Source organism: Sphingobium bisphenolivorans (assembly GCF_000412635.1).
GTDB classification, from domain to species: Bacteria; Pseudomonadota; Alphaproteobacteria; order Sphingomonadales; family Sphingomonadaceae; genus Sphingobium; species Sphingobium bisphenolivorans.
On sequence record NZ_ASTG01000021.1, the window covers coordinates 37,108 to 54,384 of the forward strand.

18 protein-coding genes and 2 pseudogenes are annotated in these 17,277 nt (G+C 65.0%); 2 read left to right on the plus strand and 18 right to left on the minus strand.

All coding sequences use genetic code 11. The annotated features are described in order from the left end of the window. The first annotated feature begins 84 nt into the window (after positions 1-84). Together L858_RS0115370 and L858_RS0115375 are read left to right on the plus strand one after the other, a co-directional pair. Positions 85-471, plus strand: a complete 387-nt coding sequence (locus L858_RS0115370; protein WP_022684047.1) for an antitoxin Xre-like helix-turn-helix domain-containing protein — start codon at positions 85-87, stop codon at positions 469-471. 2 nt (positions 472-473) lie between these two features. Then, entirely contained in the window at positions 474-1,157 is a 684-nt protein-coding gene (locus tag L858_RS0115375) for an RES family NAD+ phosphorylase (RefSeq protein WP_022684048.1), read from the plus strand. Positions 1,158-1,177: 20 nt separating this feature from the next. Here the strand turns inward: L858_RS0115375 and L858_RS0115380 are convergent, their stop codons facing one another. The 18 genes and pseudogenes from L858_RS0115380 to L858_RS0115465 all read right to left on the minus strand — a co-directional run bounded on the left by L858_RS0115380 (position 1,178) and on the right by L858_RS0115465 (position 17,252). After that, positions 1,178-2,377: a tyrosine-type recombinase/integrase gene (locus L858_RS0115380; RefSeq protein WP_022684049.1), complete on the minus strand. Its 1,200-nt coding sequence runs from the start codon at positions 2,375-2,377 to the stop codon at positions 1,178-1,180. Between the two features lie 209 nt (positions 2,378-2,586). After that, a pseudogene (locus tag L858_RS22315) lies at positions 2,587-2,781 on the minus strand (type II toxin-antitoxin system RelE/ParE family toxin); the annotation flags it as partial. Further along, positions 2,779-3,431, minus strand: a pseudogene (locus tag L858_RS20300) (aminotransferase class I/II-fold pyridoxal phosphate-dependent enzyme); the annotation flags it as partial. The pseudogenes L858_RS20300 and L858_RS22315, both read right to left, overlap by 3 nt. Before the next feature lie 106 nt (positions 3,432-3,537). Next, entirely contained in the window at positions 3,538-4,785 is a 1,248-nt protein-coding gene (locus L858_RS0115395; protein WP_022684050.1) for an NAD(P)/FAD-dependent oxidoreductase, read from the minus strand. Continuing rightward, entirely contained in the window at positions 4,782-5,627 is an 846-nt protein-coding gene (gene fghA / locus L858_RS0115400) for an S-formylglutathione hydrolase (RefSeq protein WP_022684051.1), read from the minus strand. Before fghA ends, L858_RS0115395 begins: the two co-directional genes overlap by 4 nt. 3 nt (positions 5,628-5,630) lie before the next feature. Then, on the minus strand, positions 5,631-6,029 hold the full coding sequence (locus L858_RS0115405) for a VOC family protein (RefSeq protein ID WP_022684052.1): 399 nt from the start codon (positions 6,027-6,029) through the stop codon (positions 5,631-5,633). A gap of 58 nt (positions 6,030-6,087) precedes the next feature. Then, entirely contained in the window at positions 6,088-6,405 is a 318-nt protein-coding gene (locus L858_RS0115410) for a 2Fe-2S iron-sulfur cluster-binding protein (RefSeq protein ID WP_022684053.1), read from the minus strand. Between the two features lies 1 nt (position 6,406). After that, a complete protein-coding gene (locus L858_RS0115415) occupies positions 6,407-7,519 on the minus strand; it encodes an S-(hydroxymethyl)glutathione dehydrogenase/class III alcohol dehydrogenase (protein WP_022684054.1) in 1,113 nt (370 codons plus the stop codon). Continuing rightward, positions 7,519-8,544: a biotin synthase BioB gene (gene bioB / locus L858_RS20305; protein WP_022684055.1), complete on the minus strand. Its 1,026-nt coding sequence runs from the start codon at positions 8,542-8,544 to the stop codon at positions 7,519-7,521. Before bioB ends, L858_RS0115415 begins: the two co-directional genes overlap by 1 nt. Next, entirely contained in the window at positions 8,541-9,320 is a 780-nt protein-coding gene (locus tag L858_RS0115425) for an SDR family NAD(P)-dependent oxidoreductase (protein WP_022684056.1), read from the minus strand. The genes bioB and L858_RS0115425 overlap by 4 nt, the downstream gene beginning before the upstream one ends. 29 nt (positions 9,321-9,349) lie before the next feature. Further along, entirely contained in the window at positions 9,350-10,231 is an 882-nt protein-coding gene (locus tag L858_RS0115430; RefSeq protein ID WP_022684057.1) for a beta-keto acid cleavage family enzyme, read from the minus strand. Between the two features lie 11 nt (positions 10,232-10,242). Next, complete coding sequence (locus tag L858_RS0115435; RefSeq protein WP_022684058.1) at positions 10,243-10,686, minus strand: acyl-CoA thioesterase; 444 nt, start codon at positions 10,684-10,686, stop codon at positions 10,243-10,245. Further along, positions 10,686-11,540 (minus strand): HAD-IIA family hydrolase, encoded by an 855-nt coding sequence (locus L858_RS0115440; RefSeq protein WP_051132662.1) that lies wholly within the window; start codon positions 11,538-11,540, stop codon positions 10,686-10,688. Before L858_RS0115440 ends, L858_RS0115435 begins: the two co-directional genes overlap by 1 nt. Continuing rightward, on the minus strand, positions 11,533-12,927 hold the full coding sequence (locus L858_RS20310; RefSeq protein WP_238564978.1) for a biotin carboxyl carrier protein: 1,395 nt from the start codon (positions 12,925-12,927) through the stop codon (positions 11,533-11,535). Before L858_RS20310 ends, L858_RS0115440 begins: the two co-directional genes overlap by 8 nt. Before the next feature lie 75 nt (positions 12,928-13,002). Beyond that, on the minus strand, positions 13,003-14,340 hold the full coding sequence (locus L858_RS0115450; protein WP_022684060.1) for an acetyl-CoA carboxylase biotin carboxylase subunit: 1,338 nt from the start codon (positions 14,338-14,340) through the stop codon (positions 13,003-13,005). Beyond that, positions 14,337-14,822 carry an acetyl-CoA carboxylase biotin carboxyl carrier protein gene (locus L858_RS20315; RefSeq protein WP_022684061.1) on the minus strand — a complete coding sequence of 162 codons (486 nt, stop codon included), beginning with the start codon at positions 14,820-14,822 and terminating at the stop codon, positions 14,337-14,339. Before L858_RS20315 ends, L858_RS0115450 begins: the two co-directional genes overlap by 4 nt. Beyond that, positions 14,819-16,048 carry a Tm-1-like ATP-binding domain-containing protein gene (locus L858_RS20320; protein ID WP_022684062.1) on the minus strand — a complete coding sequence of 410 codons (1,230 nt, stop codon included), beginning with the start codon at positions 16,046-16,048 and terminating at the stop codon, positions 14,819-14,821. The genes L858_RS20315 and L858_RS20320 overlap by 4 nt, the downstream gene beginning before the upstream one ends. Further along, the gene (locus L858_RS0115465; protein ID WP_022684063.1) at positions 16,041-17,252 is read right to left on the minus strand and encodes a cytochrome P450; all 1,212 of its coding nucleotides are present in this window, start codon (positions 17,250-17,252) and stop codon (positions 16,041-16,043) included. The genes L858_RS20320 and L858_RS0115465 overlap by 8 nt, the downstream gene beginning before the upstream one ends. Between the last annotated feature and the right edge of the window lie 25 nt (positions 17,253-17,277).

A 17,277-nucleotide genomic window follows, 5' to 3' on the forward strand; every position in this document is an offset into this window, starting at 1 on the left:
GGGAGAAATGTTCAGATTTCGTTCTTATCTTGATTTTTGCTCAGATATTGAACATATCTCCTGTCGAAAGGAGATCAGGTTCTCATGGCGAGCGCATCGCATGACACGGCGAAAGGCCGCAAGGATCTCACGGGGCCGGCGCTCCGGACGTTCTTCCGTATCGCGGAGGCCTGGGGCCTCAAGGAGCCTGAGCAGATGAGCCTGCTCGGGCTCGACAGCCGTTCGACGTTGCAGGCTTGGAAGCGCGGGGCGGTCGCCGCGATCCCCAAGGATGCACTAGAACGCATCTCCTACATCCTCGGAATCTACAAAGGCCTGCATATTCTCTTGCCCAAGACGGCGGATGAGTGGGTCCGCAAGCCGAACATGGCAGCCCTGTTCGGCGGCGGTTCCGCGCTCCAGCGCATGACGTCGGGCAATGTCGCCGATCTCTATGTGGTGCGCCAATATATCGACGCGCAGCGCGGCTAGGGGTGGATATTCCTGTCGCAGCCGTCCGGTGGCATCCCTGCTACCGGATCGTGCCCAGCCGTTTTCCGCCTATCGCCTTGTTCGAGGCCGTCGCCGACCCGGCCGACCTCGACGCGGTCTTCCAGATCGAGGCGATGACCAACGATCGGCTGCGCGAGGAGGCCGGCGACCTTGCGCTCGTTCCGATCGAGGACAGGGTGTCTGGTCCTGGCACGTCGCCGATCATGGCTGCTTTCACCCACCTCAATCCGCTTGGCGATCGCTTCACCGACGGATCTTACGGTGTCTTCTATGCAAGCTTGGCCCTGGAAACCGCGATTGCCGAAACGGCCTGGCATCGCACGCGCTTTCTCATGGCTACCGAAGAACCGGCGCAGGAACTGGACATGCGGGTCTATGCGGTCGACCTGACCGCCGACATACATGACATTCGCGCGATGCGCGAAAGCCATCCCGATCTTTATGATCCGGCGAACTATGCGATGTCGCAGGCGCTCGCCCGTGACCTGCGCGGCGCTGGCTCGGATGGTATCCTCTACGGGAGCGTGCGTGACGAAAGCGGGGAATGCGTGGCGGTATTCCGCCCCCGGCTTCTGTCCAATTGCCGCCAGGAACGCCACCTCTGCTATGTCTGGGATGGCCGGGTCATATCGACCGTCTACGAGAAGCGGAATCTCGAAGTCTGAGTGGGCCGCGGAAATTAGCGTCATCTGCGAACCCTCGAGAGCACCCGCGCTGCGACATTGCTGCGCACCGCGAGCTTTCGGCCGTAGCGCAGCGCGGTGGTCGGCGAGCTCCAGCGCAGCGCTTGGGCAATGCCAGCGCCGTCCTCACCCGCCGCAAAAAGATCCTGGGTCAAGCCGACGCGCAGCGAATGGGTGGACAAGGCCTTCACCGCGTCGGTTAACTTGCCTGCGGGCAATGTCACCAGTCCCTGCTCATAAGCTGCATAAGCCACGCGGCGATAGATGCCGTTGACACCCTGCCGCGTCAGGGGCGCCGTTCCAATGGAATAGGTCGTTCGCGCCAGGGCGGTTTCCGGTTCGGCTTCCCGCGCGCGCCGCCGGTCGACGCCGACCCTGCGGAACAGAGGGCCTTCTTTGATGCCGCTTGCTTCGAGCCACGCGCCAACCCGCCGCATCGTCTCAGCCGACAGCCATGCCCAGGCGCCTTCCTGCTCCTGGTCGGTCTTGGAGAAGGGGATGAACAGCGTCGCCGAACCATCCTCCTGCGGATCGATATGCAATCCTTCCACCACAGTGAGTTCGCTGACACGCAAGCCCGCATCATAGCCAAGCGATAGCAGGGCAGCGTCCCGCAGGCCCTGAAGGTCGCCGCCACAAGCGTCGAGCATGGCGGTCAGGGTGAAGCCCTTTGCGGCATGGGGATCAAGCGCCTTGCCCAGCCGCAGAGGGGTCGCCTGTCGCTGGAGCGCACCTCTACGCCGGCGGACGGCCTTCAGTGCATCGCGGACCATCGGGGCATCGGTCGGCGCGGCGGGCGAGGCCAAACCCATCAGCCGGTGGACCGAGCCAAGGCTCGCGATCCGCCGCGCCAGCGTTGCGGGCTTTTTGCCCCTGATGTCGAGCGCGTTCACATAGCGCACCATATCTTCGGGATCGGCGGGCAATGGCGTGCGGCCTTCCTCGCCGCACCAGTCGCGCCAGCAGTCGAGATCGGAGGCTATCGCCGCTTTCGATGCATCAGCCATGGCCGCCAGCGCGGTTTCGAGCCCGAGCTGGCTGATCGGCGGCAGGTCGGGCGGAACGATGCTGCCGATCGCGCGCAGCAGCCGTGCATCGACCGGTTCCGCCTCCGCTTTGCGCGAACGCGTCGGGAGCGCCGCATCCTGCGTTCTTACGACGATAATCTCTCCCTTGGAGAGTTCCGCGGGTTCCTCAGCCATTAGCGGCCAGCGTACCCCCAGGCTTTGTCAGGGTGCGGCACAAAGCGCGGCACATCTGTGCCGCATGGTTTATCCTGGCTCGTCATCATCGGTGAATTTGCCCTTCCCTGCCGCTTTCGCAACCATATACTTACCATAATGTTTGATTATGGTAAGTGCGAAAATGGCGCGGGGAGGGCGGTTTTGCGGCTTTCCCGATCTTGCTGCGCTCAGGGCGCGATATCTTCGCGAAACCGGTCCATCTGATGCATGCGCTCGTGCAGCACCGTCACGATGCCAACCGAACCATCGGACAAGACCCGCCAATAGACATAGTGATGCTCATGGCGGCCGAAGAAGCCATCGACCCCGAACTCTGCCGGAATGACGCGCCATGGCGTTTCGCGCCCGGCGATGCGATCGAAGACGCCGGTCGCATGCGCTTCGTCGATCATCAGAACGCCGTCATGTCGCGCGGCGATATCGGCGAGGTCGTGAAGCGGCGCCTCGTCGCCATCCATGCTGTAAAGGCTTTCGACGGCGATCCACGGCCGCCCGACACGCCGCCCGCGCGCCACTGCACAATCGCGTCGTCGATACAGCCGGCATCGTTGTGGCCAGCCGCCAAGGCGTCGGCACGGCTGAGTTTCACGCCTTCATGCGCGCTCGCGTGGATGAGGACATCGTAAACGATCAGATCGCCGCGCTGGGGCAACGTCGCGAACAGAGCGGCGTTTGCGGCATAGCCCGTCGCGAAATACAACGCCGTCTCGCTGCCGAACCACGCCGCAGCCTCGTGCTCGAGCGCTTCATGCTCCGGGTCGCTGCCGCGCAACAGGCGCGAGCCGCCCAAGCCGACCCCGACCCCGCGCCCGATCGTCTCGACGACCGCTCGCGCCAGACGGGGCGTGCGGCTCAAACCGATATAGTCATTCGACGAAAAAGCGGAGCCTCGCTGCAGTATCAGGCGACGGCGCCGATTTGCTCGGGACAACCGCTCGAGGTTATCCTCGAGCGCTCGGGAAACAGCCTCTTCGGAGCCGTTCGAAGTGGGTACTGGAGCTGTTTCGGTCATAGGATCGTGTGTCGGGATGCGATGGGACTGGCAAGATTTCGAACAAGCGGTGAGTGTGTAGGTACAGCAAGAAGAACCGGCGCGCGGGGACGTTTCCCCCGACGGGCTACGCTGCGGGGACCATCTCCTTGAGCGGTACGCTTGCGTCGGCCAATCGGGTCGGGCTCAGTACCGCACCTGTGGCGACGAGCGCCCGCCCTTGCACGTAGTCCTTGGTCGAATTGACGCAGTCGAGCGCGATCACGCGGCTGGCGCGCAGATAGACGATCGAGAAGCTGCGTGCCGCCCGGTCGCCACGGACGACGGTGGCATCGAAACCAGTGGAAAGCCCGATGGTCTGGAGCTTCAGATCATACTGATTGGACCAGAACCAGGGCACCGCGTCATAGGCTTCGAACTCGCCCATCAGCGCCTTGGCCACCGTCGCCGCCTGGTCGTTCGCGTTCTGAACCGATTCCAGCCGGATCACCGCTCCGTCTGCATACCGGTTGGCATGCGCCGCACAGTCGCCCAAGGCATAGACGTCATCGAGACTGGTGCGGCAGAACTCGTCGACCCAGACCCCGTTTGCGCTTCTCGCCCCTGCGGTGACCAATGGTGCGACCGCCGGAACGATGCCGATTCCGACGATGACCATCTCGCCGGCGATCGTCGAACCGTCTGCCAACCGGACACCGCACGCGGCACCCGCTTCTTCGTCGATGCATTCGATCGACACGCCTGTACGCAGATCGACGCCGTGCGACCGGTGCTCCTCCTCGTAGAACCGCGACAGTTCCTCGCCAGCGACGCGCGCGAGAACGCGGTCCTGCGCCTCGAGCACGGTGACGGGTTTGCCAAGCTTGGTGAGCACCGCCGCGGCTTCAAGGCCGATATAGCCGCCACCGATCACGATCACGCGAGTCACCGACGGCAGTTCGGCGATCAGGCGGTCGACGTCGGCGCGAGAGCGGACGGCGTGAACACCACGCAGGTCGTGCCCGGAACACGTCAATCGACGCGGCTGCCCACCGGTCGCCCAGACGAGCTTGCCGTAGGAAATCGTCGTGCCATCGGAAACCTGCAGCGTCCGAGCGGCGGGATCCACCGCGTCAGCCCGCCGTGACAGCAGGAGCGTGACGTCGCGGACAGCCCAGAATTCAAGCGGCCGGATCAACAGTCGATCGAACGTCTTCTCGCCCGACAGATATTCCTTCGAAAGCGGCGGTCGTTCATAAGGCGGATCGCCCTCGTCGCCCAGCAACGCGATCGACCCTTGGAACTTGCGCTGGCGAAGCGCGATGGCGAGCTGGGAACCGGCATGTCCCGCGCCGACGATCACCACGTCGAAGTGGCGAGGGTCGCTCCGCATCATCGTGCCGCGCCTCCAAGTCGCGCGGCGTGCCAACGCAGATGATCCGCCATGAAGCTCGAGATGAAGTAATAGCTGTGATCGTATCCGGCCTGGCGCCGAAGCGTCAGCGGAATACCGGCCTCGCGACACGCATTCTCGAGGAGATCGGGCCGCAGCTGCTCGGTCAGGAACTGATCATCCGTTCCCTGATCGACGAGGATGACGGGCACGCGCGCGCCGTCCTCGATCAGGGCGACGGCATCGTGTGATCGCCAGGTGGCGCGGTCGTGCCCGAGATAACCGCGGAGCGCCTTGATTCCCCACGGCACCTGGGTCGGCGCCACGATGGGTGCGAAGGCGCTCACCGATTGAAAGCGGCCCGGCTCGGACAAACCTATGGTCAGCGCACCGTGGCCGCCCATCGAATGGCCCATGATCGCCTGGCGCGACGGATCGCCGGGAAACCGGTCGAACACGAGCGTGGAGAGTTCCTCGAAATAGGATCTCATCCGATAGTTCGCCGAAAACGGGGGTTCGGTCGCGTCGACGTAATAACCGGCACCCAGGCCGAAATCGTAGCTGCCGAGAGGATCGTCGGGGACATTCTGGCCGCGCGGACTGGTATCGGGTGCCACGAAGATGAGGCCGAGCTCCGCGCACGCCCTGCGGTACTCGCCCTTCTCGGTCACGTTGGCGTGCGTACAGGTGAGGCCCGACAGAAACCATACCACCGGCAGTGTCTGTCCCGCCGGATGGGCGGGAACGAACACCGAAAAGGTCATGTCGGTGCCGGTCGCCGAGGAGGGGTGGCGATAGACGCCCTGGACGCCGCCAAAGGCCAGGTTGGTGCTGACCTCCTCCACCGGTCAGTTGCCGTCGCCGAAGGCATAGCCGCACACTCTGTTGCCGCCTGGGTCCCGAAGATAGGCCGCATGGGCCCCGGGCAGATGCCTGCGTTGTCCTGGCGCGCCCTCGTCGGTGCCGCCGGCCGCGAGCCCCGCCGCTTGAAAGGCGTCGACGCCCCGGGTCGCTTCCGCCGCGAACCCGATCGTCACGCCGCTTGACGACGCCTCGCCGGTACCGGGCCGCACGACCGGGAACGCGGGCTTGTTCCTGTCCCAAGGCATCCTCTCGTCGTCGAACGGGCCGAGGATCTTCCACCCGAGGGGAGACAATGCGGCATCGTAGAACCTCGCCGAGGCATCAAGGTCCCTGGCCCGGAGCATCGCGCGAGTGAAGATCCCATCCCCTGAAATGACCGCCACACTCAGTCTCCTGTCGACCGCGCGGACTTAGCCACGCGTTCGAATACCGTGGTACCCGTCAGCCCTCGGGGGCGATCGTGACGCGCAGACCGTCGAGCTCGCTGGAAAAAGGCAGCTGGCAGGACAATCGCGATGTCGCGACGCGATGATCCGAACTGTCGAGCAGATAGTCTTCATCCGGCTTCATCGGCGGCAGACGGTCGCTATCGGCCGGATCGACCTGAACGTGGCAGGTGGCGCACGACAGGCAACCGCCGCACTGGGCGAGCAGTTCGTCGATTCCGGCGTCCCGGATGAGCTCCATGACCGACAGTCCGTCGATCCCCTCCACCTCGATGACTTCGCGCTCGCGCGTCGTGACGAAGAAGCTGGCCATGTCAGTAGACCACCACGCTACGAATGCTCTGCCCTGCGTGCATCAAGTCGAATCCCCTGTTGATTTCTTCAAGGCCGAGGACGTGCGTGATCATCGGGTCGATCGCGATCTTCCCCTGCATGTACCAGTCGACGATCTTGGGCACGTCGGTCCTGCCCTTCGCCCCGCCGAACGCAGTGCCGCGCCAGTTGCGCCCGGTGACGAGCTGGAATGGCCGCGTCGCGATCTCCTTGCCGGCTTCGGCGACGCCGATGATGATGCTGGTGCCCCAGCCGCGATGACATGCCTCCAGCGCGGTCCGCATCACTTCGGTATTACCCGTGGCGTCGAAGGTGTAATCGGCGCCGCCGTCGGTCAGTTCGAGGAGCTTTGCGATCGTCTCTTCGCGGCTCAGGCCCTTGGAGTTGAGGAAGTCGGTCATACCGAACTTGCGGCCCCATTCCTCGCGATCGGGATTGATATCGACGCCGATGATCTTGCCCGCGCCGACCATCCTCGCGCCCTGGATGACGTTGAGCCCGATCCCGCCGAGCCCGAACACCACGACATTGTCGCCCGCCTGGACCTTGGCGGTATTGGTCACCGCACCGACGCCGGTCGTGACGCCGCAGCCGACGTAGCAGCTGGTCTGGAACGGCGCGTCCTGGCGGATCTTGGCGACGGCGATTTCGGGCAGGACAGTGAAGTTCGAGAAGGTCGAGCAGCCCATGTAGTGGAAGATCGGCTGGCCCTTGTAGCTGAACCGGCTCGTCCCGTCGGGCATCAGCCCCTTCCCCTGCGTGGCACGGATCGCCGTGCACAGGTTCGTCTTGCCCGACAGGCACGATTTGCACCGGCGGCATTCCGGTGTGTAGAGCGGGATGACATGGTCGCCCGGGGACACGCTGGTGACGCCCGCCCCCACCTCGCGCACGACGCCCGCGCCTTCATGACCGAGAATCGAGGGAAACAGTCCTTCGCTGTCAAAGCCATCGAGGGTATAGGCGTCGGTGTGGCAGATCCCCGTCGCCATGATCTCGACGAGCACCTCGCCCGCCTTCGGTCCCTCGAGATCAACCTCGACGATCTCCAGCGGCCTCTTGGCTTCGAACGCGACGGCTGCACGCGACTTCATCAAATTCTCTCCATTTCATAATCGAGACGACCGGCCTCGCGACCGGCGGCGCTTTCTGGCAGCGATGACGGCGTCAGTCCCAGTTTTCGGAACAGGTCCGCATCGGCGCCGGCTCCGGCGTTGCTCGTGGTGAGCAGCCGATCGCCGGTGAAGATCGAATTGGCGCCGGCCAAGAAGCAGAGCGCCTGCGTGGCATCCGACATGCTTTCGCGACCTGCCGACAGCCGGACCATCGACCTCGGCATCGCGATGCGGGCGACGGCGACGGTGCGGACGAACTCGATGTCGTCGATCCGCACCTGCTGCGAAGTCGATAGCCGGTCACCCAACGCCGTCCCCGCGATGGGAACGAGCGCGTTCAGCGGAACGCTCTGCGGTGGTTCGGGCAAGGAGACGAGCGCGTGGATGAATGCCACGCGGTCTTCCCGGCTCTCCCCCATGCCGAGAATGCCTCCGCAACAGACGGCGATGCCGGCGGCGCGAACGCGCTCGAGCGTCTCGAGCCGATCCTGGAAGGTCCGCGTCGTGATGACGCGATCGTAATATGCGGGGCTGGTGTCGATGTTGTGGTTGTAGAAATCCAGGCCCGCGCCTGCAAAGCGCTCCGCCTGTCCGTCATCGAGCATGCCCAAGGTCATGCAGGTCTCCAGGCCCAGCGCCTTGACCTCCGCCACCATGGCAAGCAGCGCGGGCATGTCGCGTTCCTTCGGACTCCGCCAGGCCGCGCCCATGCAAAACCGCGTCGAACCGGCCGCCTTGGCCGCGCGAGCAGCGGCGACTACGGCGTCGGCGCTCGCCAGCCTCTCGGCCTTCAGCCCCGACTTCGCCTTGATCGATTGGCTGCAATAGCCGCAATCCTCAACGCATCCCCCGGTCTTGATCGACAGCAGGGTCGATAGCTGGACTTCGTTCGCCGCATGATGTCGGCCATGCACGTCGTGCGCACGAGCCACCAGGTCGAGAAACGGAAGCTCGAAAAGCCCGCGGATCGCCTCGAGCGACCAATCCGTCGACGCACCGGTCATTTCGCCATGCATCCCCCGTCGACGACCAAGGTCGCACCGGTCACGAAATCCGACGCCCGCGAGGCGAGATACACCGCGGTGCCCTTGATCTCGTCGGCCTCGGCGATCCGCCCTGCCGGCGTGAAACCCTGCGTCGCGGCGAGAAAATCTGGATCGTCATAGGGACCCAATGCCGTGCGGAAGAAGCCGGGACAGATCGCGTTCACGGTGATGCCGTGTGGCGCATATTCGAGCGCTAGTTCGCGCGTCAGATTGACGACAGCTCCCTTGGTCGCAGCATAGGCCGGTAGCGGCGCGACGCTCGAACTTCCCGCCAGACCCCACATCGAAGCGACATTGACGACTTTCCCGCTGTGGCGTGGCAACATGCGGTTCAGTCCTGCGCGTGCGCAATGGAAGACACCGTGCAGGTTCACTGCGGTCACCTTATGCCAGACATCGGTGGGGCAATCGTGAAGGGGCGCGGGCACGGTGTCCGCGATCCCCGCATTGTTAACCAGGATGTCGAGCCGCTCGAATCCGCGGTCGAACTCGGCGAAGGCTGCTTCGACCGCCGCCTCGTCGCCGACATCGACGACGATCTCAATGGACTGCCGTCCGCCGGTTCGGATCGCGGCGGCCGTCGCTCCCAATCCCGCCGCGTCGATGTCCATAACCGCGACGTCGGCGCCCGCTTCCGCGAGCCCGACCGCGATCGCGCGCCCCAGCCCGCCAGCGGCGCCGGTGACGATCGCCGTACGGCCGGTAAGACGGAACATCGCCGACAAATCAGTCATCGAAGCCTCGCCGGTTGATCGTGATGCTCTCACCGCTGGGCGAGTCCTAGAATGTCGCGCGCTTCGGCGGGGGACGTCGGCTGCAGTCCTAGCGCCTTGGCGATGCCCACCGTGCGCTCGACGAGCATCTCGTTGGTCGCGAGCACGCCCTTGCTGAAATAGTTGTTGTCCTCGAGGCCTACGCGGACATGACCGCCCAACAGCATCGCCTGCGTGGTCGCGGGCAATTGCGCCGGCCCGATCGCCGATACGCAGAAGATCGATTGCGGCGGAAGCGCCGCGACCATCGCGGTCAGCACGTCGTGACTGTAAGGCATCGCGCCCTGGAAGCCCTTGTCGGCGCCGAGGACCATGTTGATGTAGTAAGGCGGCTTGTCATAGCCTTTCTGGATCAGGCGGGTGACGTCCTGCAGGATGTGGTTCGGCGCGAAGACTTCCCACTCCGGTTTTATGCCACGATCGGTCATGCGCTTGACGAGCGTCTCGCAACGGCTAGGCGGCGTGATAACGAGAATTTCCTTCCCGCCGTGCACATCCACGAACGTCATGCCGTCGAATGTGGCCATTTCGGCACCGGCCTCGCAACCCTTCAATCGTTCCTCGAAGCTGGACTCGTAAAGGCCGTCCTGGCGCTCGATGAGCATGTCGCCGCTGGAGCCGCCGCCGGTCGAGTTGTTGATGACGATGTCGCATTTGGCTCGAATGCGCTCGTTGATGTCGCGGTAGATGTCGGCGTTGCACGTCGCGCCGTCATCGGGCCGACGCGCGTGCAGGGCCGCGATGCACGCGCCCGCCTTGAAGCTCTTGTACACCGACTCGGCGATCTCGCCCGGTTGCGTGGGCAGGTTCGGGTTCTGCGCCTTGGACGCCATGCCGCCGGTCGGCGCCACCGTGATCATTACCTTCGACATGTCTACTCCAGTCAGGGTTGACGCTCGAGCGGCCCGCTTTCGAGCGCCGCGCGAACGATTTCGGGAATGGGAATACCAGTGATGCGATGCGGATCTTCGGGATGAACACCGGCCCAGACCCGCTTCTCGGTCGCCTCGATCGCCAGCACGCCACCTGTGCGGAACACGCGGTGTGAAATGCCGAAGCTGCTACGGCCGAGGTCCGTCGCCTGGGTCTCGATCGTCACTTCGTCGCCGAACTTGCTCGGGACGAAGAAGCGAGCTGCCGTGTCGACCATTGGGAAGCCGATCATCTCGAACTTGGCGATCATTTCGCGTTTGTGCATTCCGAGCACCGCTGCAAAGAGATGCGCGGTGGACGCGTCGAACATGGCGAAGTAGCGCGGATAGAAAACGATCCCGGCGGGATCGCAGTCGCCCCATTCGATGGTGACCCGCCGGCGGTTGACGTACATCAGTTCAGGGCCTCCAGGATCGGTTGCAGTCCCGGCAGGATCGCGTCAGCCCGCTCCGGCGAACCGCGCGCCATGAAGTCGTCGCGGCTGCACAGCCCGGTCGTGACAGCCACACCGATCGCCCCAGCCGAGCGCGCCATGCGCATTTCGAGCGCGGGATCGTCGCCGACGATCACCGTCGACGCCTCGGCGGAGACCGGCAATTTCATAAGCGTCAGTGCGCTGCGAAGGGCCTCGCGCGACGGCTTCCCGAGGACCTTGGCGCGCTTGCCCGTCATTGCGCGGATCATCGCGTTGATCGCATAACTCGCGCCGATCGCGCGACCACCCGCTGTCGCAAAGAACGGTACGTTCGACGCGGTCGTCAACATCGCGCCCGCCCACACGTCCTTGTATGCCGCTTCGAGGTCCGGGAACGTGAATTCGCGAAACCAGCCGGTGTAGACCGCCTCGACCCCTTCCGCCTTTTCCGAAGGACCGATCACGTCGAGGCCCGCCTCGATCAACGGCGCCTGAACGCCCGCGAGGCCGAGGACGCGGACGCGCTTTATCCCCTTGGCCACGAACCAGGCTGCGGCGGCCGTGGACGGCGTCATCATCTCGTGGTCGGCGACGTCGAGCCCGGCGTGGCGCAGGCTCGATGCGTAGACTTCGGGTGGCTTTGCCGTGCCGTTGGTGAAAACACGAAACGGCGTGCCGCGCACCCTCAACTCGGACAGCAGCGCAGCGGCACCAGGCAAGGACTGATGCCCGCCGCTCGCGGCGTCGCCGAGCACCAGCGTGCCGTCCATGTCGAAGACGAACGCCGACGCCGCGGCGATCCTGTCCGCCAACAAGGGAGAGAGCTCAGGCAATTGCGTCTCCCGCGTGAAGCGCCAAACGCAACCCCGGGCGCTCGACGACGATGTCTCTGGCGGCCGGGCGGGCGGCGAGCGCGCGCAGCAACTCAAGCATGGGGACGGCCCCCGGATTGTACCGCGCCAAGCTGGGCCCCGCCGCGAGCATCGCATCGACCTGCTCGCCGGGCATCACCGCACGCAGCAGGAATTCCTCGTCGTCCATGGACGCGCCGAAGCGGCGGCGCAGATCGGCGAGTGTCGGAAAATCCGGCTCCGCGGCGATTTCCGCAGCCCGGTTGCGGTTGAGGATCGCGGCTTCGACCACGGGATCGACCGGCCGCGTCGGCCGACCGAATTTCCCCATCACGTAGCGGAGCACTTGATCGGACACTTGGGCATACCGGCCCGTGCCGATGACGTTGAACAGAGCCTGGCTCATGACCATCTGCGGGAACGGCGTCACCATGATCGGCTGGCCGAGCTCGGATCGCACCCGCTCGGTTTCGGCGATGACTTCAGGCAGACGGTGCAGCAGGTTGAGTTCCTGCAACTGGCGCTTGGTCGTCGTCATCACGCCGCCGGCGATCTGGTGCCGCAGAAAACTCGCATCGTAGCTCTGCGGGGTGCCAGGTTCCAGCTTCTCCGCCCGCGCGAGCCGCCACCAATAGTCGCTGATCTCGGAGAGCAGCCCGGCGTCGACCGGTACCGGATGACCGGCCTCCGCGAGGTTCGCGAGCATGCGACCGGCTTCGGGCAGCGAGCTGCCGTCGCCGAGCGGGCCGATCCCGACGTGCACGGCGGAGACCGCGCCGGTCTCGACCGCGGACAATGCCGCGACGGGGCCGAAGCCGATCGTGCAATGCGGATGGATCTCGAGCGCCTTGTCGCCGATCGACGCCTTGATCGCAGGTGCCAGCGTCTTCGCGCGCTCCGGGGACAGCAAGCCCCCCGGATCCTTGATGTAGAACAGATCGATGTCAGGGCTGCCCGCCAGCTGCGCGGCGAAGTTGGCGTAGAACGCATCGTCGTGAACGTCGGACAGTGTGAAGGTGAGAGCGGCCATCACCTCCGCATCGCCCTCTTCCTTGACGATGCGTGCTGCCTCCAAAACGGCGGCGACGTCATGCATCGGGTCCAGCATCACGAACCGACGGATGCCGTTAGCCTGCAAGCGCCGGTAGACGATCCGCATGAAGTCGGGATCGGCCTGCTGCCAGGCGATGAAGCGCAGGCCAGTCGTGATGAATTGCAGCGGCGTTCGCGGCATCGCGGCGCGCATCCGCCGGATACGCTCCCATGGATTGTCCCGAAAGTAGCGAACCGCCACCGCCATGTGGCTCGAAGACGTGAAGTCGATCGCGCGGAAGCCGGCTCGGTCGAGCTTCCCCGCGATCTCCAGCATCTGCGCGGACCGCAGACCGGTCGCGCCCCACAGCTTTGATTCCCGTCTCGCATGGAGACGTCGACGAGGCCGATTTCAGCCATGTGCCAGTCCTTCGAAAAAGCGCGTGTCGACGCCGCCCGCGCGGAAGCGGGGATCGGCTACGATCCGGCCGTGAAGGTCGACGGTGGTCGCGACCCCTTCGATCTGCATGGCCCGAAGCGCACCGTCGAGGCGTTCGACCGCTTCAGCGCGGTCGGTTCCAAGGACGATCAGCTTACCGATCAGCGAGTCGTAGAACGGCGGGACTTCGTCGCCGCTCGCGATGTGGCTATCGACTCGGATGCCGGCGCCGGCAGGCCACGCCGCCCGCTGCACCGTTCCGGGCGACGGCCGGAAGTCGGCCGTCCATTCTTCCGCGTTGATACGCGTCTCGATGGCGTGACCGGTGATCGAAACGTCGTCCTGGGCGAGGCCGAGCCGCTGGCCGTCCGCGACCAACAATTGTTGCTCGATCAAATCCACGCCGGTGATCGCTTCCGTGACCGGATGCTCGACCTGAATGCGCGCGTTCATCTCGAGAAAGAAGAAGTCGAACGTCTCGGCATCGACGAGAAACTCGACCGTCCCGGCGCCGCGATAGCCAAGATGGCGCGTGAGCCGGACCGCGGCCTCCATCAGGGCTTCGTGCTTCTCGCGCGGGATGCCCGGCGCCGGCGCTTCCTCGACGAGCTTCTGGAAGCGTCGCTGAATCGAGCAGTCGCGGGTGCCGAGGTGGATCGCATCGACGCCGTCGCCGAGCACCTGGACCTCTACGTGTCGGCCGCGTGCGATGTAGCGCTCGACATAGACGCGAGCATCGCCGAACGCGGCGAGCGCCTCGGCCATCGCCATGTCGATTTGCGAATCCAGCTGCTCGGGCGCGTCCACGCGCTTCATCCCTCGCCCGCCGCCGCCGGAAACGGCTTTGAGCAACAGCGGGTAGCCGGTTTCTCCGGCACGGGCGCGTGCGGCGTCCTTGTCGGCCGCCTCGCCGCCCGGGACCACCGGCAGGCCGGCCTCGATCCCGACCTTCCGTGCCATCAGCTTGTCACCCATCGCACGCAGGCTGGCCAGCTCGGGTCCGACGAAGATTATCCCGGCTTCGGCAAGCGCTTCGGCGAACGCAGCATTTTCGGACAGGAAGCCATAGCCCGGATGCACGGCGTCGGCGCGAGCCGCCCGGGCCGCCGCGACCACGCGCTCGATCGAGAGATAGCTGTCACTCGACCGGGCCGGCCCGACCAGGACAGTCTCGTCGGCGGCGCGCGCCGGCATCGACTGGCGATCCGCTTCCGATACGCCGAGGATCGTGGTGATCCCCATCCGACGCGCCGTTCGTATGATGCGCAGCGCGATTTCGCCGCGATTGGCGATGAAGAGCCGCTTGATCACGCCGGCACCGGCGTGACGCGCAGAATGACTCCGTCCTTATCGACCTGCTCGGCATTGTCGACCGACCAGGAGGCCACCGTGCCGGCGATGCCGGCGTGGACGGGGTTCATGAGCTTCATCGTTTCGATAATGCCGACGACCGTGTCCGGTGCGACGGTGTCGCCGACGTCGACGAACGGCGCCGCACCAGGCTGAGGCGAACGATAGAACACGCCGGGCAAGGGAGATCGCACGGCGACAGTGCCGTCATCGGGCACCCCGGTCGCACTGCCCGACGACAGCGGCTCGATCGGGCCTGCCGATGCTGCCTGGGCATCCTCATCCTGCTTCCAGGACCAGTCCTGCGTCCAGCCGTCACCCGACCGCGCGACGCGCAGGGTGAACCGGCTCGTGGTGATGTCGATACGCTCGTACGACGTGCCATCGAGAATGGCGACGATGTCGGCGACATCTTCGGGGGTAAGAATGGGCTCGGTGCTCATGCTTCGATCTTATTGGCAACCATCTCGCGCACGGCGTCGGCCAGCGCGTCACCGAAGGCCGCATCGTTGATATGAGCGTCGAACGTGCGGACATCGACGTTGTCGGGCATGACCTTCTCGACATACTCCGCGAACTTGGGCGGCAGCGACGGATCGTGCAGTTTCCCTTCCTCGCTGTCGTGGCTAGAGAAGCCATGAAGCGGAACGTAGAAGCGTACCGGTCCCTTCGCGCCGCGCACCAGCTCGGCCATGTGATCGGCGAGCATCTCCAAGTCCTTTTCACCCGTTCTGACGGCCGTGAGCGCAGCGTTGTGGATGTGGAACCGGCGGCCATCGAAGGGATCGTCGCCGACCGCCATCGGTGACGGCATGATATAGAAATCGATGTTGCCGGGGGCGAAGACGACGGGAATTCCGCGTTTGGGCCCCGCTTTCGAGCGGTCGGGCCCCGCGCTGCAGATTCCCTGGTGCAAAAGGTCGTTCACTTCGACCAGCGACATGTCGACGATGGCGGCGACATCCCGCTCGGAGGCGATCGCGTCGAGCGTCTGGCCGCCCATGCCGGTGGTATGGAACACCATCACCTCGTAGCCGTCGGCTTCGAGACTTTCGCGCAGGCGGCGCATCCCCTTCTCGGTCGTGCCGAGCGTACTCACGAGGACGAGCGGCTTGTTCTCGGCGACGCCGGGCGCGTAATGCCGCGCCATGCCGGCCACGGCGAACGCGCCGTTGCGGTACACGTCGCGGGTGATGCTGTTGATGCCGGATATGTCGCACACCGAATTGTGCATCACGATGTCCTTGATGCCCACGAACGGCACCGTGAACCCGGAGGCCAGGGTCGAGATCATCACCTTCGGCATGCCGTAGGGGAACGCGCGCATCACCGCGGTACCCAGGGTCGTGCCCATAGACCCGCCGATCGAGATGATCCCCGACAAGGGAGTCTGCTCATGGCGGGCAAGCGCCAGCTTGGTCGCGCCGGCGATCATCTCCAATTGGATCTTGCCCTCGTGACCGATCGCCCGGATCTCCTCGATCGACTTCCCGGCGGCCGCGGCGACTTCGTCAGGTCCGATTTCGGCGCCGCCGACCGTCTGGCGGACGCTGGGATCGAGGTGGATGACCTCGCAGCCGGCTTCCTCCAGGCAGTCGCGAAGGAACGCGCCTTCGATCTTCTTGGTATCCTGCGTGACGATCAGGAGAACACGGGGCTTCTCAGGCATTTTCCATCTCCGCTGCCGGCACCAGCGTCACGGGCAGACTGTCGAAGTTGCGGATCAGATTGTTCAGGTGGCGCTTCGGCGTCCCGACCTCGAACCGCTCGACCTTGCGCGCCAGCGCCGCGAGCAGCGAGTGCGCCTCGAGACGGGCGACGCCCTGCCCCGCGCAATTGTGGATCCCGAAACCGAGCGCGAGGTGATCGGCGGAGCGACGTCGCACGTCGAACTTGTCCGGATCTTGCCAATGGCGTTCGTCCCGGTTGGCCGAACCGTAGAGCAGCAGGACGGCGTCGCCCTCGCGCATCAGCGCATCGCCCAATTGGACGTCCTTCGTCAGCGTCCGTCGGAACGTTTGGACTGGCGACTCGATGCGCAGGATCTCGTTGTAGACGTGCGGTATGCGCGCGGGGTCGCTCCTTGCGATCGTCCACTGCTCGGGATTCCGTCCGAACAGCCAGACGGCGTTGGCGATCGAAGAGATGGTGGTGTCGAGTCCCGCCATCAGATAGGCCGCCATGAGACGCCCGCACTGCTCGAACTTAAGTTCGCCGCGCTCGGACGCCTCGTAGATCTCGCGCCCCATGCTGCCTTCGCGCAACTTCGACGGGTCGGCGTCGAGGCTCGCGATGTAGCCGAACATCTCGCCGACGATCGGCATCGAAGAGACTGCACGATCGTTCGCCGGGCCGAACGTGTTGAAGCCGGCATCGGCCCAGCCGAGCAAGCTGCCATGATCGTCTCCGGGCAGCCCGATGAGGTCGGCCATCACCATCAGCGGAAACTTCCGAGCCAGGTCGGGCATCGCGTCGAAGGACCCCTTCGCGACGATGCTGTCAACGAGGGAGTTCGCCGCCGCTTCGACCTCGGGCTGCAGAGCACGGATCCCGCGGGGCGACATGCGATCGGCCAGCACGCGACGGAGAGCGCCATGTTCGGGCGGATCGCTGGCGATCACCGTACCCTCAAGCGCCTCATTGGCAGGTCCGTACAGGCCGACGCCCTTGCCCGAAATGTAGGTCTCGTTGTCGGCCAACGCGCGCTTGACGTCGTCGAACCGAGACAGGATCCAGACCTCGTGTCTGGTCGACCATACAGCAGGACCGGCGTCTCGCCAGGTTCGATAAGACTCGTACGGGTCGAGCAGGGTTTCGTCCGCGAACAGGTCGATGTCAGTCGTCGGGGGTGAGCCGGATGGTTGCGTTGCCATGTCGTGGATCTCTTGCGAAATAAAA

Excerpts from the sequence above, each read along its gene's own strand:
- L858_RS0115410 (WP_022684053.1), bottom strand. The coding sequence starts at position 6,405 with ATGGCCAGCTTCTTCGTCACGACGCGCGAGCGCGAAGTCATCGAGGTG.
- L858_RS0115395 (WP_022684050.1), bottom strand. The coding sequence starts at position 4,785 with ATGATGCGGAGCGACCCTCGCCACTTCGACGTGGTGATCGTCGGCGCG.
- L858_RS20320 (WP_022684062.1), bottom strand. The coding sequence starts at position 16,048 with ATGCCTGAGAAGCCCCGTGTTCTCCTGATCGTCACGCAGGATACCAAG.
- L858_RS0115435 (WP_022684058.1), bottom strand. The coding sequence starts at position 10,686 with ATGTACGTCAACCGCCGGCGGGTCACCATCGAATGGGGCGACTGCGAT.
- L858_RS20315 (WP_022684061.1), bottom strand. The coding sequence starts at position 14,822 with ATGAGCACCGAGCCCATTCTTACCCCCGAAGATGTCGCCGACATCGTC.
- L858_RS0115415 (WP_022684054.1), bottom strand. The coding sequence starts at position 7,519 with ATGAAGTCGCGTGCAGCCGTCGCGTTCGAAGCCAAGAGGCCGCTGGAG.
- L858_RS0115465 (WP_022684063.1), bottom strand. The coding sequence starts at position 17,252 with ATGGCAACGCAACCATCCGGCTCACCCCCGACGACTGACATCGACCTG.
- L858_RS0115380 (WP_022684049.1), bottom strand. The coding sequence starts at position 2,377 with ATGGCTGAGGAACCCGCGGAACTCTCCAAGGGAGAGATTATCGTCGTA.
- L858_RS0115430 (WP_022684057.1), bottom strand. The coding sequence starts at position 10,231 with ATGTCGAAGGTAATGATCACGGTGGCGCCGACCGGCGGCATGGCGTCC.
- bioB (WP_022684055.1), bottom strand. The coding sequence starts at position 8,544 with ATGACCGGTGCGTCGACGGATTGGTCGCTCGAGGCGATCCGCGGGCTT.
- L858_RS0115425 (WP_022684056.1), bottom strand. The coding sequence starts at position 9,320 with ATGACTGATTTGTCGGCGATGTTCCGTCTTACCGGCCGTACGGCGATC.
- L858_RS0115370 (WP_022684047.1), top strand. The coding sequence starts at position 85 with ATGGCGAGCGCATCGCATGACACGGCGAAAGGCCGCAAGGATCTCACG.
- L858_RS20310 (WP_238564978.1), bottom strand. The coding sequence starts at position 12,927 with ATGCTGGAGATCGCGGGGAAGCTCGACCGAGCCGGCTTCCGCGCGATC.